This is a genomic window from Oceanobacillus sp. FSL K6-3682 (genome assembly GCF_037976165.1).
Taxonomy (GTDB): Bacteria; Bacillota; Bacilli; order Bacillales; family Amphibacillaceae; genus Oceanobacillus; species Oceanobacillus sojae.
The window spans coordinates 2,577,917-2,594,990 of record NZ_CP150263.1; the positions used below are offsets into that span (position 1 = coordinate 2,577,917).

Here is a 17,074-nt window from a genome sequence, read left to right on the forward strand (position 1 = left end):
TTAATAGATAGCAATCATTTTACCCTTTTCTTACTTATAGGCCATTAAAAGAATCCTCATCAGCTCCAACCAGTTCAATAAATCTTTCATTATCATAAACTTCTTCAAACATTGGGTCAGAAGCTGCATAATCAATTAAGTTCGGGTCTTCTGCTGCTGCGTCTTCCAGCTGATCTAAACCTTCATCAATCTCTCCACGATAGATATGTATGAAACTTAATCCATAGTATGCTATACCTTTCTCTAAAGGATGCTCCTCAAGCATTTTCTCGTAAAGCTGTTCAGCCTCATCCAATTGCCCGTTTTCTGTTAAAAGGATCCCCTTATAATCGATATTGTAAATAAGATTTTCATCCTCATCAATTTCTATTACAATGTCGTTATATTTTATAGTTTCCTCATAATCGCCTGTCATCTCATAAGCATAAACAAGTGCATCCAGCACATCAACATCTGTTGGCTCCAATTCCAGATACGTTTCAAGATAAGTAATACTTTCCTCATATTCTTCCAGGTAGAATAAGGCTCCTCCCTTACCATATAAAGCGTAGTCTAATTTCGGATCAATTTCTAACGCCTTGTCAAAGTATTCCAGAGCTTCTTCATCTCTATCCAGCATAACAAGTGCATTCCCCAAGGCTACATATTGTTCGGGTGCATCTGGTTTAAGTTCTATAGCTTTTGTTACGGCTTCCATTTCCTCCTCATATTATTCCAAATCAATTAAAGCAAAAGCCAGATTACTATATTCTTCTTCCAACTGATCATCAAGACCGACTGCTTTTTCTAAATTTTCTCTGGCTCCTTCAAAATCTCCAAGTTCATTAAGTATATAACCCTTTTCATTATAAAGCACCGCCTCTTCAGGATACTCCTGCAAGCCTTCTTCAACTAGTTCTAAAGCTTGTTCAAAATCTCCAGCTGAATAAAGAGCCCGCAGCTTAATTGTTAACAGATATGGGTTGCTGCCTTCCGATGATTGATTTTCTTCTTCTTCACCTAAGTCTTTTTCTTTCACATCTTCTTTCGTATCCGACTTTTCATCGGAAGCTTTAGAGGATGATGGTTCAGTTGTATCCGATTCTTTTGAGGACTACATCCTGCAATTAATAAAAATAATACCAAAAAAATAATAATTCTTCTTTTATCCATACTTTCCTCCACATCTACCAAATTTTTCTTTTAACCAATAAATTTATTATAGTACAAATGGAATATAACAGGAAGTCAGATTTAAGACCGTATGCTTAAGAAATAATTTTTGTTAAATACATAATCACCCTTAGAAAGCAATCTCTACAATAGTAAAAGCAGCACAAACTGTACTGCTTTTACTATTATCTACCTATAGGTATCATGGGCTGGACAAAACAAATCTTCCGTTGCATTTCTCACAATTGAAAAATGATCTACATTATAATGCCCATGAAGTGTATGGTTATGATGCTTTATAATCTGCTGCTGGCTTAAGACATCATTACCCAGCGTCGAGTGGCCGTCCCCGACTAATGTGACGTCAAATCCGTTAATAGTCGCTGTTCGGACAGCACTGTCTACGCAATGCTGTGTTTCACAGCCCATCATGACAATATGTTTTATTTGATGAAGCTTTAAATATTCTGCAAGACCTGTTCCGTAAAAAGCATTTGTAGCAGATTTATCAAAAATTTCTGCTGCTGTCGGAACATTAATTTCCTGATGAATTTCAAACCCGCTTCCTTTACCTTCATTAACATCTAAATCTCTGACAAATACAACTGGAACAGATGCTTTTCCCGCTTTTTCAATTACCAGATTAATATTAGAAATAAGCTGTGTTTTTTGAAACACTGCGCTCCTCTCAGGATTTCCATCCATTAAATCCTGTTGTGCATCAATAATTAATAGAACTTGATTCAAATTTATTCCCCTTCCAATTTAGGGAAACACGATATAACTGGTTAGTTAAGCGTTCTCCCTTTTCTGTGTTTTACTGTCATTCTATTTTTATTTATCATATAAAACGCCTCCTCCAATTATATTCCTTATTGAATTGCTTTCTTTAAGGTAGCTTTATTTTACCATAAAAAAATAGATTTTCTTTTCTATATTACAAAAGATTCAATTTTTACATATTAATTTCGAAGCATAAAGGAAGAAAAATACTACTTGGATCGGAAAGTTAAGAATAAAACTAAATGCTCCTTGAATACTGCAAATTCACAAAAGCTTCGCCAGTATCCGTCATCCCGTTTCTTTTTTCACGCAACATAAATCCTCTTGCCTCATAGAATGGAATCCCCCTTTGATTATCGTCCTGCACAGACACCCACTGCTCTGTTGCGCCTTGCTCTTTGTGTTCCTTTGTAAATATTTCTAATAATTGTTTCCCTATTCCCTGATACCGATATTTTTCATCAACATATAATACGAAAAGCCTGCTTACACCAGAGTCCATGACCTTACCGCCAATGACGCCTGCCACCTTTGAATCAATAATGGCAGTATGGGTATAGGAGCCTATTTCTATATCCTGCTTAATGCGTTCCGGAGTATACCATTTTGTGACATTCTTATCCTGATAATCCTGACTGAACTTCCCTGCTACTGTCTGTCTCCATCCAGAGGAACAAATTGCAGCAATTTCCTTTGCATGCTCTGTAGCTGCTTTTTCAATTTTCACTTCCATCATCACTCCTCGCTATTTTACATGGGTTAAATTTTCTACAATCCAAATTCTGTATCCATCAGGATCAGAAATGACTGCTTCTTTCACACCCCAAGGTCTATTAACAGGTTCTTGAATGACTTCTGTATGTTTCCTTTTCATCGATGAAATAGCTGAAGTAACATCATTGACCAGAAATTCAATAACAACTCCTTTTTCCACCGGTTCAGGCTCATCAATTAAATGTAATAGTATAGTCGTTTTTTCTTCAGACGCTCTAACCAAAAAGAAAGCCATACTTTCGTCGGTAAATGTCTGCTCTAAATGTAATACATTCTTATAAAAGTCGATCGATCTATTTAAATGCTTTACTGGTACAACAATTGTATTTAACTTTTCGATTTGAAATGCTGTCATCCTTCTCCCTCTCTTTCTAAACCTTTAAAAATGAATTTAAGGTCGCTGCTACTTTTTTCAGTTCATCTTCATTTATAGAAAAATACTTTGTATTTCCTTCCTGATGTACCGTCACTAGATTTGCTTGCTGCAGCTGGTTTAAATGGCGTGAAACGGTGCTTTGCTTCAAATTCAGTTGTTGGATAATCTGTTGAGCGAACATTTCTTTATTCTCAGCTAATAAATCAATGATTTGCAGCCTTGTTATATCCCCTAACCCTTCAAAAGCAGAAGAATAACCTGACAGCTTTTCTTTATTTCTACCAGCTTCTACTTTTGGATCAAACATAAGATAAATATGCTTATCGAACCGGGTAAAAGTCAGTAATCTCTCCAGATTGGAGGAAGGTATAAAGGTTAGGTATTCCGCTCTGTTTATTTTCTCTAATTCACTGGTGTCTGGATATAGGCCGGTTATTTCAAAAATTGCTGCTCCGTTTGTAGGGTAGGATTTTTTCAACAAAGTTTCGTGCTGCCTAACCCATGTTACCAGAGCTCTTTGGTTACTTTGCCACTGTTGGTTTACTCCTGAATTCCAAAATGTTCTGAGCAATCTGATAATACTTTCTTTAATAAAAGATAGATTATCGTAATGCTCTGCTAATTTATTTATTTTTTCGATAGGAACAGACCAGCTAAGTAATACTGCTTTCACAGCTTGTCTGCGCATATCAGAGTCTTGAAATAATGACTCTTCTTCCAGACGAACCTCCTGCATCACTTCTTCTACAGCCAGCATACGGGGTATGTATTTATGGTAATAGTCCATTGTTTCTCTAATTCCATAGATAACAAGCGCCAGTATATCGGCCTCATCAAGCTGCTCCCACCACTGGATAAATAAATCCCAATTCCCGGTTAAATCAGAATTCTTTTTAATATAAAAATCTCTTAAAATCACGCTATGGGCAAACACCGTTCTTAGTAATTTCAAGTCTTTTTTAGAAGTTTCCGATAAATCAGCTGAAAAATTTCTTATCCAATCATTTTGCTTAGAAGAGCCATTTAAATAGTAATCAACCAGCTGAATATTTGTAAAAAGATTTATTGCTAAGGAATTGACTGCATTTAGCTCTGTCTTAGGAAAAGCTGGTATAAGTAAATGTCTTTCCAAATCATTACCTCCCTCACCTTATATTCGTATATTGAATATATTAATATAAGGTTTTCATATCGTCAACAGATATACGGTTAGATACTATTCTCTATAGCATTCTTATACACGCTGCTTTAATGTTTTGTGTTTTCCAAACATGTAAAAAGTACATACTAATAGCGCATGTACTTTTGGGAGTCTCTATATAATCTAACATTTATATATCTAAACAAGGAAATCTCTTATAAGCTGAATGAATTTTTTATTCTCTTCCTGTTGTGGAGAATGACCGCTGTTTTCAAAAATAACCAGCTGCGCATTCGGGATATTCTTCGCAATTAATTCTGAGCTTTCAACAGGAGTAATCCAATCGTGCCTGCCAACAGTTACTAATGTAGGTACTTTAATATTTTGAAGACTGGGAACAAGATTAAATTTTGGTTTATTATATTTAAAAGCAAAATTATGTGTCTCATAACGATAGTAAATAGAATTTAGCCTTTGTTGAACTGCTTGTTCATCATATTTTACTGTATATAACGGCTGGATAGCAGCAAACATCTCCTTTAATTCTTCGTTTGATCCTACTTCACCCTTAAATAACCTGTTTATACCGTCTTCTGTAATTCCCGGTAAATTGCTCTCTAAGGCTTTATCAATTGATAAATGATCAAATTCATTATTTGCTGAGGTGTCTCTAAGTAATACATGTGTAACATTTTCTGGGTATCTTAATACATACTCAAGAGTGAGAAAACCGCCATAGGAACCACCTAATATAATTATTGGTCCACCAACTAAATGCTTTCTTAATTCTTCTATATCAGCAGTCCATTGTTCATGCGTAAAAGGCGGATTATTTTCAGAACGTCCAGACCCTCTCATATCCAGAAAAACTAAACGATACTTGTCACCCAAAGCAGAAAAAGATTTTATATCGCCCCGGCAGTCACTCAGCCCTGGTGCCCCATGTATAAAAAATATTGTTTCCCCTTCTTCATTTCCATGAACCTCATAATATAATTGATTATCATTAATGGTTATATACATATCTATTCACTCCGTTTTTATTTTTTCACAAATCTTGGATCTAGTGCATCCCTAAGCCCATCACCTAAAAAGTTATATGCTAACACTACTATTGTTATAGCTGCTCCGGGTAAAACACCTAAAATAGGTGCAGTCCAAATATATTGTTGTGAATCCTGAAGCATATTTCCCCAGGTTGGTGTAGGTGGCTGTATTCCCATTCCCAGATAACTTATTGCACTTTCAGTTAAAATGGCCGCTGCAATGGTTAAAGTTCCTGAAACGATAATAGAAGGTATAATTTGTGGAATAATGTACTTCGTAAGAATCCTGATAGAAGTAGCTCCTGAAGCATTTGCAGCTTCTACAAATTCATATTCCTTCCATTTTAATGTCTCTCCATAAACTACCCGCGCTATCTCCATCCAGCCTGATAATGCAATAACAATAACTACCATAACAGGGCTGGTTCCTAGTACTGTTAATGCTACCAGTACAAAAAAGAAATTCGGAATAGCCATCATTGCCTCTGCAAATCTCATCAGGACTGTTTCAACGTATCCTCTGAAAAAGCCCGCGCAGGCTCCTATTATAGTACCAATCAGTAAAGCAAATAGCATAGCAGCTAATCCTACTATTAAAGTAATTCTGCCACCATATAGCATCCTTGAGAACACATCTCGTCCTAAATCATCGGTTCCCATTGGGTGCTGTAGTGACCAATTTGCCAAAGCACCTGCATCCTGTAATCCTGTTGGACTTACTTTCCATACAAGAGGACCAATAAAAACAATAATATGAACTAAAATCAAAAAACAAAGAGATACATAAGCTATTTTATTTCTACTTAATCTTTGAAGCAGAATATTTTTCCTGCTTCTTTTTTTAAGAATATCTTTTTTCTTAACATTTATATTAGTAGATGCATTCATCTTGCTGCCTCCTGCCTGTTTATACATTTTTCACCCTTGGATCAACACGTGAATAAACAATATCTACTATTAGATTACATAAGATAACAACAATAGTAATTACAATTGTAATGCCCATGACCAGCGGATAATCTCTTCCTCTGGCAGCTTCTAGAATCAGTGTACCAATACCCGTCCAGCCAAATATAGCTTCTGTAATTACAGCACCACTTAAAAGTCTTGGAATTAACACACCGATAATCGTAATAATTGGAATTAAAGCATTTCTTAGAGCGTGAATATAGATTACAATCGATTCCTTGGCTCCCTTAGCACGAATTGTCCGGATATAGTTTTGGGAAATAACCTCCAGCATAGAGGAGCGGGTAAATCTGACTATATTCGGTAAAATGGTAGTTGTCAGGATGAGAACCGGCATAATTAAATGTGAAATCCATCCCCATAAATCAAAGTCTGTTCCTCTTGCACCTACTCCTGAAGAGGGCAGCCAGCCCAAATTGATTGAAAATAATAGAATCAACATTAACCCTAACCAGAAAGCTGGAACAGAGAGACCGACTACGCTAAAAAAGTTAATAATATGGTCTGGTACACTTCCTCTTTTTATTGCAGATAGTATACCAACTGGAATACCAATAATAATAGATATAATAATAGTAAAAAATGTCAGCTCAATAGTATATGGCAGTCTTTCTGCGATTCTTTGAACAACAGGTTCATTAGAAGTGAATGAAGTGCCTAAATCGCCAGAAAATGCTCCTTTCAACCAACTTGCATACCTGACAATAACAGGCTGGTCCAATCCTAACTTCTCTACCATAGCCTGTCTTTCCTCTGGAGAAGCATCCATTCTCATCGTACTTGATGGGCCACCAGGAGCTAGATTAATAAGAAAAAATGTAATAACAGTAACAATTAATAATAAAATAATACTTTGTCCGAATCTATTTATTAGAAATTTCAGCAATAAAACTCCCTCCTGACATTGGGACGTTATGAATATATAGAAGTGCGCCCTACAGCGCACTTCTATATATAATTTTATTCTTCTAAATACCATTCATTAATATAATGAAGAGCATCTCCAAAAGATAAGTCTGGAACTCCTTTTAATTTGTCAATGCGTACCTGAGCCTCTTGTGGATACCATAAAAATAAATACGGTAACTCTTCAGCCATTAATTGCTGTGCTTCAATATATATATCTTGCCGTTCTTCTATATCACTGGTTTGTGCGCCTGCATCCAGCAGTTTATCTAACTCCTCATTTTTATATCCAGGTATATTATTCCCGTTTACATTTTTGGAGTGCATATAAGCAGATAAATCAGGATCAGCAGGGTATCTCCACCAGTTTAAAGTCATCTCATAATCTCTCTCAACTACAACCTGCTGAATCATTGTATTCCATTCCATTGCATTTAAATTCACTTTTATTCCTATTTCCTCCAAATATTGCTGTACCATTTGAGAGACTGCTTCCAAATCGCCCTGAATTCCTATTTCGAAATCAATTGTAAATGGTTCTCCATCTTTATCTAAGATTCCATCTCCATCAGAATCCTCCCATCCGGCTTCCTTTAATAGTTCTTTAGCTAGATCTGGATCATACTCGATTCTGGTAACATCTTCTGTATAATATTGCTGCAATGCTGGCGCAATGCCGGAATCAGCTATTGTTGCATAGCCTTTTAAAACGGTATCAATAATAGTTTGCCGGTCAATCGCATGGAGTATTGCTTGTCTAACTTCCTTATTCTGATATTTCTCTATTTCCTGATTTAAAATTAGCCAAAAAAATCTTGTCGTATCCCGGGCATAAACATCTACTCCATCGGCATTTTCTATTTTTTCAATAGCCGCTAAATCATCTAAAGCAAAAATCGATAATTCTCCAGTCAAAATCTGGGCAACATGCGTATTAGCATCTCCAAGTACTTTATATTCCACTTCATCCAGCAGTGCAGTTTCTCCGTAGTAATCCTCATTTCTTTCCAAAACGACACTTTGCCCGGAATTATAATTTTTTAATTTGAAAGCACCCGTTCCTATAGGATTTTCTTTATTAAAAGAGGTCAAATCCCAAGGGTCTTCTCCTTCAAATATATGTTTTGGAAGGATTTCCGTATTAAAACCTAAATATGCAGGAAGAGCAGCGACAGGACTTTCTAATACAAATTTCACAGTATACTCATCTACGATCTCTACCTCATTCAGTTGTCCGAAATAAGAAGAGTTATTCGCTCCTAACTCTTCATTCAGAACAATTTCATTAAAAGTATATGCTACATCATCTGCTGTAAACTTCTCTCCATCGTGCCACAATACATCATCCCGTAAGAAAAAAGTCCACTCTAATTCATCATCTGAGACTTCCCACTCTTCAGCTAAATCTGGAGAAGGAGCAAGATCTTTACCAGGCTTAGTCAAGCTTGAAAATAATACTCTATTTACTACATTTGACTCAGCGTATGCATTAGGATGCCAAGGATTAAAAGTTGGATCCGCAACTATAGGTATCGATACTTTTCCGCCCTTTTGTACATCTTCTTCCTTATCGTTGTTAGCAGTTGAAGTATTATCAGCTCCGTAAGAACAGGCATTCATAAATAACATTCCGATTATTCCAATAATTGTAATAACAATAATCTTTTTATTCACTTTGTTATTCTCCCCTTGACTATAAAATTATTTAGCCCATGTTGCCTCTAATACTCTCAGTACATTTCCACCTGCTACTTTACGGATGTCTTCACGACTATAACCTTTTTTAACTAACCACCTTATAATATTTGGCATACATTCGGCAGGGTTTTCTAATCCTTTTACATATTCTACTTTCTTCAAACCAGGCATTTGCGCACTTTTGATTGATAATTGTCCAGCTAAAAGGTCATGTGTACCTACATGGTCACCGAATAATGTATCTGGACCAAAAGCTACGTGATCAATACCAACTAAATTAGCAACATACTCAAAGTGTTCCATGAATGATTCTATATTGTGTTCAGGGTGGGCTTTAGTGATTGTAGAATGGGGTGCTGCTTCAATACCAATCACGCCTCCTTTTTCGGCACATGCTTTAATAACACTGTCTGGCTTCAAACGCTTCGTATCCCACAATGCTCTTGCTCCAGCATGGTTAATGGTAACTGGCTTTTCACTTTCCTCAATGGTGTCCAGAGAGGTTTGATCTCCCGCATGTGATACATCAATGGTAATACCTAACTTATTCATTCTTCGGACCGCTTGTTTACCAAAAACAGTCAAGCCAGCATCATTTGGTTCTCTCAGTCCGGCTCCTAATTGGTTGGCTTCAGAATACACTATCCCCATTGTCCGAATTCCAAATCCATAAAGTATGTCTAGCCTATCCAACTCATTTTCTATCATTGTCGAAGACTCTAAAGCACCGACAAATGCAATTTTACCTTCTTTTTTCGCCCGATATAAGTCAGAAATTCTCTCTGCTTTAATCAGCAAATCTTGATGAGCTATATCACTATATCGAATTCCAATATCATGAATAACATCTGACCACTTCCATCCTGCCATAGATGTTACCATTGCTGTTCCATCCATAAAATTTTCAAACACGACATCCAGCCCTGATTCACTTAAAGCTTTATAACCTGTCCAATCTCTTCCTTGTCGTCTGAATTCAAAAAAATCTAATAAGTTTTCCGGCATAATAAATGTATGCTCATGCATAGAAACAATATAATCTTCTTCTAATATTTGTTGTACTTGTTCCTCTTCATCTTCTGACAAAGAATATACATATGGAGTAACACGATCATTTTGTTTAGAAAGCTTGTACTCTTTATAATCGACTCCGGCTTCTAAATACTGAAAAGATGTATAACCATCATATACCTTCTTTTTTCCTTGCCCTAACTTTGTTGACATTTTAACCTCTCCTTATTGAAATATTTTTATAGAAGTGTTCAAATCCTGATGGAACTTATTGTCATTAAGATGGGAATTTTCTGATAAATAAAGCTATTTTTAGCCTATATATTTTTACCTTGTAATGCTTTTTCCCCTGCTTAACATTTGACAGTACTGTCTATCACTTTTTGAACACATAACTATCCTTTTTATTTATAAGTTTGACACAACATCTTTTAATGACTGGTCAGCCCCAAGCGGAAAATGGCATGAAACATAATGTCCATTTCGAACTTCTTGCATTTTTGGAACTTCTAATTGACATTTTTCTGTAGCTAAGGGACATCTTGTCCGAAAATGACAGCCTGATGGTGGATTTGCAGGAGATGGAACCTCTCCTTTAAGAACAATTCTCTCTTTCCGTAAGCTAACATCAACATCAGGTACTGTTGATAATAAAGCAGCTGTATAGGGATGTGCAGGTGTATCAAATATATTATCTGTTTCCGAAATTTCTACAATTCTTCCTAAATACATTACACCTACACGATCAGAGATATGCCGCACAACATTTAATCCATGCGCAATAAATAGCATAGTCAGACCGAGATCTTTTTTTAAATCCATTAGTAAATTGATGATTTGTGATTGAACGGATACATCCAAAGCAGATACTGGTTCATCTGCAACAACAAAATCCGGATTTAAAGCTAGGGCTCTTGCAATACCTACACGCTGCCTTTGCCCGCCTGACAATTCATGTGGATAGCTGTTATATTTTTCTGAGTCAAGACCTACCAGCTCCAACATTTTTTTTATTTCACTCAATTTGTCTATTTCCCTATCCGTTTTGTGTATTTCATACATCTCCCCAATAATCTCTCCGATAGTAAATCTGGGGTTCAAGGAACCAAAAGGGTCTTGGTATATAATCTGCATTTCCTTACGAAGTCTTCTTAATTCACGATTGTTATATTTCAATATATCCTTATCTTTGAAAAACACTTGTCCTTCAGTTGGCTCTTGTAAACGCAGAATATTTTTTCCCAGTGTTGATTTCCCACAGCCTGATTCTCCAACTAAACCTAATGTTTCCCCTTGAAAGATTTCCAGTGAAACATCATCAATTGCTTTCACAACTTTTTTATTATTAGCAGCAACGAAGCTGTTGCCATTTTTAATGACAAAGTATTTTTTTAAATTTTCGATTTTTAGCAGAGGGGGATTCATTGAAACACCTCCGTATCTTTTTGATTCTTTACGTGATCGTGAAGTACATTATCTATATTCCAGCAAGCAACCTGGCGATCTTTAAAATTCTCTAATACTGGCTCCTGGTTCATGCACTGCTCCGTAGCGAATGGGCATCTTGGTGAAAAACGACATCCAGATGGAACATTTGATAAACTAGGTATTGATCCTGAAATGGAATTAAGTTTCACTCCCCTTTCACCTGTCATTTTAGGGACAGATTCTAACAAACCTCTTGAGTAAGGATGAATCGGATTTTCAAAAAAATCTTCAGCACTTGAAACTTCCATTATTTTACCTGCATACATAATAATTACTTTGTCAGCCATTTCAGCAGCTACTCCAATATCATGTGTAATAAGCATGATAGACATTTTTTTCTCTTTTTTTAACTTACGCAGTAAGTCTAAAATTTGGGCTTCTATTGTAACATCGAGTGCTGTAGTAGGCTCATCAGCAATTAATAGTTGGGGATTTGAAGCTAAAGCTATAGCAATCATTACCCTCTGTCTCATACCACCCGATAATTCGTAAGGATATTGCTTTAATCTTGTCCTTGGATCTGAAATTCCTACTAATTGAATCAATTCTTCTGCCTGCTTATATGCATCTTTTTTCTTTACAGATTGATGAAAACGTATAGCTTCAACAATTTGTCTGCCTATTGTAAATACTGGATTTAAAGCTGTTAAAGGTTCTTGAAATATCATTGATATTTTTGAACCCCTTATTTTTCTCATTTCATAATTATTTTTTTCTACAATATTCTCACCATTAAATAAAATATCTCCATCAATAATCTTGCCGTTTTCATATTCTATTAATCTCATAATGCTCATCGATGTAACACTCTTCCCACTGCCTGATTCTCCAACAATACAGACTGTTTCTCCTCTGTCAATATCAAAAGAAACTCCATCAACCGCTTTCACAAATGTATTTTTTCCTTGGTAACCTGTTACTAAATTCTTAACCTCCAATATTTTGTCCAAATTACCCCTCCTCACTTTATTCGTTTCGTTTTGAAGGTAAATAGATTTTATCTAATATTAAGTTTATTTCCTGTTGATACTTTTTTGGAATCTCTACAATCTCTTCAGATTTAATTTTTGTTAATCTATAGCTTGGTCCAGCAACAGAAAGTGAACCGATAACATTCTTCTTCATATCAAATAATGGAATCGCCACAGCCGATACTTCATCAAATGTTTCATTAGCAGTAAATAACCAGCCTTGTAATTTGATTTTGTCTATATTATTAATAAATTTCTCTATAGCACCATTTTGTTTCTTCTTGGTTGTTTTCCATTGATTAAATATCTTCTTTTGTACAGATACAGGTAAATAAGCTAAAATAATTTTATGTGATGCGCCTATATATAAAGGGCTTCTTCTTCCGACTGTTTCAGAAAACCTTACATTCTGATTCGACTCAATAATTTTGGTATACACCCCCTCTTCATTATCGAGAATGGTTAAAACAACACTTTCCCCGGTTTCTTCAGAAATCTTTTTCATAATTGGCTCTAATACATTAGAAATGTTTAAATTTTCTTCTACCACTTGGCTTAGCTCTATAAATTTAATTCCTAATTGATATTTTTTTGTTTCCTCATCGTAAATTAAATATCCATTTTGTTCGAATGTAACTAAGAGTCGATAAATAATTGTATGACTTATTCCCAAATGTCTCGCAAGCTCTCTAAGCCCCCATGTCGGTTTTTCAATTGTAAATGCGTTAAGTACTGATAAAGCTTTATTTAACGTTTTTGAAGTCATTTTATCCCGCCTTCACTACGGTTCTATTTTAGAACCGCTGTATCTATATTTGTTTAAATGAAATAGTATCACTTAAATAAAGTAAAGTAAATATATTTTTTAAAAAATTCTAATTTTATCAATTAATTATGGCTTAACAAAAAAAGTTATTAAACCATTGTTGAATACAATGATCTAATAACCTTGAAATAAATTGCTTCTTATACTATTTCTTTATGAATTTCATCTTATTGGTAAGACAAAATTAAAACATATTCTTTTCTAATATGTCTTTTAAATAAATTATGGAAACGCTTATAAAAGTTCTTATAACCAGCCGGATCGTGATGAAGTAATATTGATAATATTAATTATAATGTAAAGCAAAATTTAACTGAAGGAATTCTTTCCCTTCTATTTATTGAATATTTTGTGAACCATTTCACAAGTTCATTATTCTGTAACATGTGAAACAAATCACAAACAAGGTATTATATATTATAATAAAGGTAAATAAAGGGAGGGGTTTTCATGAAAAAGAAAGATGCTATTGCACTCATTGCAGCTTTTTTAGTTCTTATTATTATTTTAATCTTACCTAATCCTGATTCATTGCCTTTGGTGGGACACAGAGCGCTTGCTGTCTTAGCTTTTGCTGTTGTTTTATGGGTTACAGAAGCGGTTTCTTATCCTGTCAGTGCGGTAATGATAGTCAGTTTATTGGCTGTCCTGATCGGAATATCCCCCACTCTCGAAGACCCGGGAATAATTTATGGAACGAGTCAGGGGCTTGGGATGGCAGTAGAAGGATTTAGTTCTTCTGCCGTATTGCTTGTCGGGGGAGCACTTGTTTTGGCAACGGCTATGGAAATTACCGGGCTTCATAAAAGAATAGCGCTGTATATTATGTCGAAGGTCGGAACAAAGCCTGATGCGCTCGTTTTAGGAACGATTATTGTCAGTTTTGTACTTGCATTGTTCGTGCCAAGTGCCACCGCCCGTGCAGGTACACTTGTACCTATCTTGTTAGGAATTGTTGCTGCATTTGGATTAGCAAAGCAAAGTAAACTGGCAGCATTATTAATGATTACTGCTGTACAATCTATTTCCATTTGGAATATTGGTATAAAAACAGCAGCCGCACAAAATATGGTTGCTCTGGGATTTATGGAATCTGCATTTGGAATTAATGTGACATGGGGAGAATGGTTTCTCTATGCTGCTCCCTGGGCTTTTATTATGTCTATTGTGCTTTATGTTGTTATGGTCAACCTGATAAAGCCGAATATGTCGGAAATGCCAAAAGGAATAAGTATCGGCAAGCAGCTGAATGAGCTTGGAAAAATGAGCAGTAAAGAATGGCGTTTGGTTATTATTGCCGGATTATTATTATTATTCTGGTCTACTGAAGGCATTTTGCATCCTTTAGATTCTACTACGGTTACCATTGTTGCGGTTGCAATTATGCTGACACCAGTTATTGGCATCTTTGCCTGGAAAGAAGTACAGACCAAGGTTCCTTGGGGTACATTGATTGTATTTGCAACGGGAATTTCATTAGGGATTGTTCTGTTAGCAACGGAGGGAGCTACCTGGCTTTCTTCTAATTCATTTGAAATACTTGGTGTGTCTTCCCTGCCTCTGGTTGGTATGATCGCAGTACTTGCTTTATTTAATATTCTGATTCACTTGGGCTTTGCCAGTGCCACCAGCCTAGCATCAGCCTTTATCCCGATTGTTATTGCTTTAGTCGGATCTATGGAGCCGGCAGCCTTTAATGGTCCGGGGCTTGTCCTGATTATGCAGTTTGTTATCAGCTTCGGCTTCTTGTTACCGGTCAGCGCTCCGCAAAATATGCTGGCATATGGTACCGGAACATTTACTTTAAAACAATTTATTAAATCCGGCGTGCCGCTTACTGTGATCGGCTACCTGCTTGTTATCCTGTTTAGTGCAACCTATTGGCAGTGGGTTGAATTGTTATAATTAGTGTAAAAGCGATATAAAAGAGATTAAAACTGCTCTTTTACATCTTTTTTCATTTTTTATTTGAATAATTTAAATTTGCATAGGAAAGATAAGTAAGAATATATCAACAGATAAAAGGAGACCAACCATTTATGTATTTCTATAAAGAAGATTTAATCAACATGATTGTTCCAGATAAACCCGACCCGCATGCAGCAAGAGTACTTCAAGAAGCGTTAGGCGGACAATTTGGAGAAATGAGAACTCTGATGCAATTCTCTTTTCAAAGTGCTAACTTCAGAGGGAAAGCCAAGCCTTATCGTGATCTTATCAGAGGGATATTTATAGAAGAATTAAGTCATGTGGAGCTTGTCCAATCCACCATTAACCAGTTATTAAATGATTCTGGAGAGAATATGCCAGGTAATCAGGCATCTGATGGTGCTCCACTGGATGATGTCATTCAGACCGGGGTGAATCCGCATCACTATATTATGGGAGCAAAGGCATCCCTGCCTGTAGATGCTGCTGGTAATCCGTGGAACGGAAGCTGGGTTTACGATCACGGGAACCTGGTTGCGAATTTATTAAATAATGTTGTATTAGAATCAACTGGCGTCCTGCAAAAATCAAGAATTTACGAAATGAGCAGCAACAAGGCTTTAAGAGAGACCATTGCTTTTCTGATTGTTCGTGATAACGCCCATCAAAATGCGTTTGCAAAAGCATTGGAAACATTAGGAGTAGATTGGGGCAAGATATTCCCAGTTCCAAATTATGATTTAAATAAGTACCCGGAATGCCGTAAATATGTTGAAATGGGCTTCCATAATGCTCAATTTAATTTTAGACTGGATGATACACAAATAGGAGAAATATTCCAGGGAACGACCCCAAGCAGAAATGGCGGCGAATTACATGTTACAGAGCCGCCTAAGGGATATCCAGTACCTACTATGCCAGATATGCCAAATGAACATGCGCCAGGCATACATGATTTAAATAATTAATGGTCAATTACTTATTACATTCACAAAAAGAAAAATGCCTTTATCGGTGTTTTTCTTTTTTTATATTCTTCACAAGTTATATTAACTGCATAAACTCATCACTCAATCAATATGCTGTCTGATACGAACTCTTCACAAGACCTGCCGCCCAATATTTTTCCGCTAATATGCTATAATACTTCATGTAGTTTTAGAAAAGAAAGGGATTTTAATTTTGATTGTTTTATTAACGATGCTTGTTATCGGAATGCTACTTGGGTTTATCGGGGCTGGGGGCGCCGGTTTTATTATTGCCATGCTGAGTGAAGTCTTTGATGTTCCGATACATACAGCACTCGGGACATCCCTGGCAGCAATGGTTTTCACATCGTTATCCGGCACAATCAGCCATCTGAGAGAAAGAAATACGATGTTAAAAATAGGACTGGCAACGGGATTGTTTGGCGGAATTGGTGCCTTTTTTGGATCAAGGCTGGCAGTTTTCATTCCTGAAAGTGATTTAAAATGGTTTACAGCCGGAATGCTTTTTTTATCCGCAATTTTGCTTTGGATTCGTGTCACAGTCGGCTTCGGCAGTTTTGCTACGCAAGCATTTGCAGAGAAAAATCGCTCTTCAAGAAGCAGATTTTGGATGACGGCTGGCGGTATTGGGATTGTGACTGGTTTATTATCTGGTGTCTTCGGTATCGGGTCTACCCCATTTATTCAAATCGGTTTGCTTGTTTTCTTCGGTTTATCGCTTCAACTATCCGCAGGTACAACGATGCTCGTTATTATACCAATCGCATTAGTTGGCGGTATCGGTTATTATACTGTAGGATTTCTCGATCTAACATTATTTGCAGAGGTCGTTGCAGGAACGATTGTTGGTTCTTATATCGGCGCTAAATTTACAACTCGGTTACATCCGATGGTATTAAAAATCGCCATGGTTGCTGTACCAATGCTCGGCGGGATTATTTTATTGCTTTAGTCTGCCAATACAAAAAAATAAAAAGGATATACCATTCCCCTATCAAAAGGCAGTGGTATACGT

Annotated in this window: 17 protein-coding genes; 3 read left to right on the top strand and 14 right to left on the bottom strand. The window is 36.3% G+C overall.

Annotated features, from left to right (window positions below; translation table 11 throughout):
• Positions 1-34 precede the first annotated feature (34 nt).
• The 14 genes from MHH51_RS12865 to MHH51_RS12930 all read right to left on the bottom strand — a co-directional run bounded on the left by MHH51_RS12865 (position 35) and on the right by MHH51_RS12930 (position 13,081).
• The gene (locus MHH51_RS12865; RefSeq protein ID WP_339282258.1) at positions 35-697 is read right to left on the bottom strand and encodes a tetratricopeptide repeat protein; all 663 of its coding nucleotides are present in this window, start codon (positions 695-697) and stop codon (positions 35-37) included.
• Positions 698-709: 12 nt separating this feature from the next.
• A complete protein-coding gene (locus MHH51_RS12870; RefSeq protein ID WP_339282259.1) occupies positions 710-1,018 on the bottom strand; it encodes a tetratricopeptide repeat protein in 309 nt (102 codons plus the stop codon).
• Between the two features lie 323 nt (positions 1,019-1,341).
• Positions 1,342-1,899: an isochorismatase family protein gene (locus MHH51_RS12875; protein WP_339282260.1), complete on the bottom strand. Its 558-nt coding sequence runs from the start codon at positions 1,897-1,899 to the stop codon at positions 1,342-1,344.
• Positions 1,900-2,173: 274 nt separating this feature from the next.
• Positions 2,174-2,668, bottom strand: a complete 495-nt coding sequence (locus MHH51_RS12880) for a GNAT family N-acetyltransferase (RefSeq protein ID WP_147210555.1) — start codon at positions 2,666-2,668, stop codon at positions 2,174-2,176.
• A gap of 12 nt (positions 2,669-2,680) precedes the next feature.
• Positions 2,681-3,064 carry a VOC family protein gene (locus tag MHH51_RS12885; protein WP_339282261.1) on the bottom strand — a complete coding sequence of 128 codons (384 nt, stop codon included), beginning with the start codon at positions 3,062-3,064 and terminating at the stop codon, positions 2,681-2,683.
• A 16-nt stretch (positions 3,065-3,080) separates the two neighbouring features.
• Positions 3,081-4,217, bottom strand: a complete 1,137-nt coding sequence (locus MHH51_RS12890) for a metalloregulator ArsR/SmtB family transcription factor (protein ID WP_339282262.1) — start codon at positions 4,215-4,217, stop codon at positions 3,081-3,083.
• A 207-nt stretch (positions 4,218-4,424) separates the two neighbouring features.
• Entirely contained in the window at positions 4,425-5,249 is an 825-nt protein-coding gene (locus MHH51_RS12895; protein ID WP_147210502.1) for an alpha/beta hydrolase, read from the bottom strand.
• Between the two features lie 17 nt (positions 5,250-5,266).
• Positions 5,267-6,160 carry an ABC transporter permease gene (locus MHH51_RS12900; RefSeq protein ID WP_339282263.1) on the bottom strand — a complete coding sequence of 298 codons (894 nt, stop codon included), beginning with the start codon at positions 6,158-6,160 and terminating at the stop codon, positions 5,267-5,269.
• A gap of 19 nt (positions 6,161-6,179) precedes the next feature.
• Entirely contained in the window at positions 6,180-7,127 is a 948-nt protein-coding gene (locus MHH51_RS12905; RefSeq protein WP_147210500.1) for an ABC transporter permease, read from the bottom strand.
• 74 nt (positions 7,128-7,201) lie between these two features.
• The gene (locus MHH51_RS12910; protein WP_246145128.1) at positions 7,202-8,821 is read right to left on the bottom strand and encodes an ABC transporter substrate-binding protein; all 1,620 of its coding nucleotides are present in this window, start codon (positions 8,819-8,821) and stop codon (positions 7,202-7,204) included.
• Positions 8,822-8,848: 27 nt separating this feature from the next.
• On the bottom strand, positions 8,849-10,069 hold the full coding sequence (locus MHH51_RS12915) for a membrane dipeptidase (RefSeq protein ID WP_147210499.1): 1,221 nt from the start codon (positions 10,067-10,069) through the stop codon (positions 8,849-8,851).
• Between the two features lie 195 nt (positions 10,070-10,264).
• Positions 10,265-11,281 (bottom strand): oligopeptide/dipeptide ABC transporter ATP-binding protein, encoded by a 1,017-nt coding sequence (locus MHH51_RS12920; RefSeq protein ID WP_156987507.1) that lies wholly within the window; start codon positions 11,279-11,281, stop codon positions 10,265-10,267.
• The gene (locus MHH51_RS12925; RefSeq protein ID WP_147210497.1) at positions 11,278-12,294 is read right to left on the bottom strand and encodes an ABC transporter ATP-binding protein; all 1,017 of its coding nucleotides are present in this window, start codon (positions 12,292-12,294) and stop codon (positions 11,278-11,280) included. The genes MHH51_RS12920 and MHH51_RS12925 overlap by 4 nt, the downstream gene beginning before the upstream one ends.
• A 16-nt stretch (positions 12,295-12,310) precedes the next feature.
• Positions 12,311-13,081: an IclR family transcriptional regulator gene (locus MHH51_RS12930; RefSeq protein WP_147210496.1), complete on the bottom strand. Its 771-nt coding sequence runs from the start codon at positions 13,079-13,081 to the stop codon at positions 12,311-12,313.
• A 510-nt stretch (positions 13,082-13,591) separates the two neighbouring features.
• On the opposite strand from MHH51_RS12930, the gene MHH51_RS12935 reads away from it, so the two are divergent.
• The 3 genes from MHH51_RS12935 to MHH51_RS12945 all read left to right on the top strand — a co-directional run bounded on the left by MHH51_RS12935 (position 13,592) and on the right by MHH51_RS12945 (position 17,011).
• Positions 13,592-15,046: a DASS family sodium-coupled anion symporter gene (locus MHH51_RS12935; RefSeq protein ID WP_156987510.1), complete on the top strand. Its 1,455-nt coding sequence runs from the start codon at positions 13,592-13,594 to the stop codon at positions 15,044-15,046.
• A gap of 134 nt (positions 15,047-15,180) precedes the next feature.
• The gene (locus MHH51_RS12940) at positions 15,181-16,038 is read left to right on the top strand and encodes a manganese catalase family protein (protein ID WP_147210494.1); all 858 of its coding nucleotides are present in this window, start codon (positions 15,181-15,183) and stop codon (positions 16,036-16,038) included.
• A gap of 214 nt (positions 16,039-16,252) precedes the next feature.
• Complete coding sequence (locus tag MHH51_RS12945; RefSeq protein WP_339282264.1) at positions 16,253-17,011, top strand: sulfite exporter TauE/SafE family protein; 759 nt, start codon at positions 16,253-16,255, stop codon at positions 17,009-17,011.
• Positions 17,012-17,074 lie beyond the last annotated feature (63 nt).

What these genes read in the sequence shown, in the direction of transcription:
- MHH51_RS12865 (WP_339282258.1), bottom strand. Translation starts at nt 697, where the DNA reads ATGGAAGCCGTAACAAAAGCTATAGAACTTAAACCAGATGCACCCGAA.
- MHH51_RS12880 (WP_147210555.1), bottom strand. Translation starts at nt 2,668, where the DNA reads ATGGAAGTGAAAATTGAAAAAGCAGCTACAGAGCATGCAAAGGAAATT.
- MHH51_RS12885 (WP_339282261.1), bottom strand. Translation starts at nt 3,064, where the DNA reads ATGACAGCATTTCAAATCGAAAAGTTAAATACAATTGTTGTACCAGTA.
- MHH51_RS12895 (WP_147210502.1), bottom strand. Translation starts at nt 5,249, where the DNA reads ATGTATATAACCATTAATGATAATCAATTATATTATGAGGTTCATGGA.
- MHH51_RS12900 (WP_339282263.1), bottom strand. Translation starts at nt 6,160, where the DNA reads ATGAATGCATCTACTAATATAAATGTTAAGAAAAAAGATATTCTTAAA.
- MHH51_RS12915 (WP_147210499.1), bottom strand. Translation starts at nt 10,069, where the DNA reads ATGTCAACAAAGTTAGGGCAAGGAAAAAAGAAGGTATATGATGGTTAT.
- MHH51_RS12920 (WP_156987507.1), bottom strand. Translation starts at nt 11,281, where the DNA reads ATGAATCCCCCTCTGCTAAAAATCGAAAATTTAAAAAAATACTTTGTC.
- MHH51_RS12930 (WP_147210496.1), bottom strand. Translation starts at nt 13,081, where the DNA reads ATGACTTCAAAAACGTTAAATAAAGCTTTATCAGTACTTAACGCATTT.
- MHH51_RS12935 (WP_156987510.1), top strand. Translation starts at nt 13,592, where the DNA reads ATGAAAAAGAAAGATGCTATTGCACTCATTGCAGCTTTTTTAGTTCTT.
- MHH51_RS12940 (WP_147210494.1), top strand. Translation starts at nt 15,181, where the DNA reads ATGTATTTCTATAAAGAAGATTTAATCAACATGATTGTTCCAGATAAA.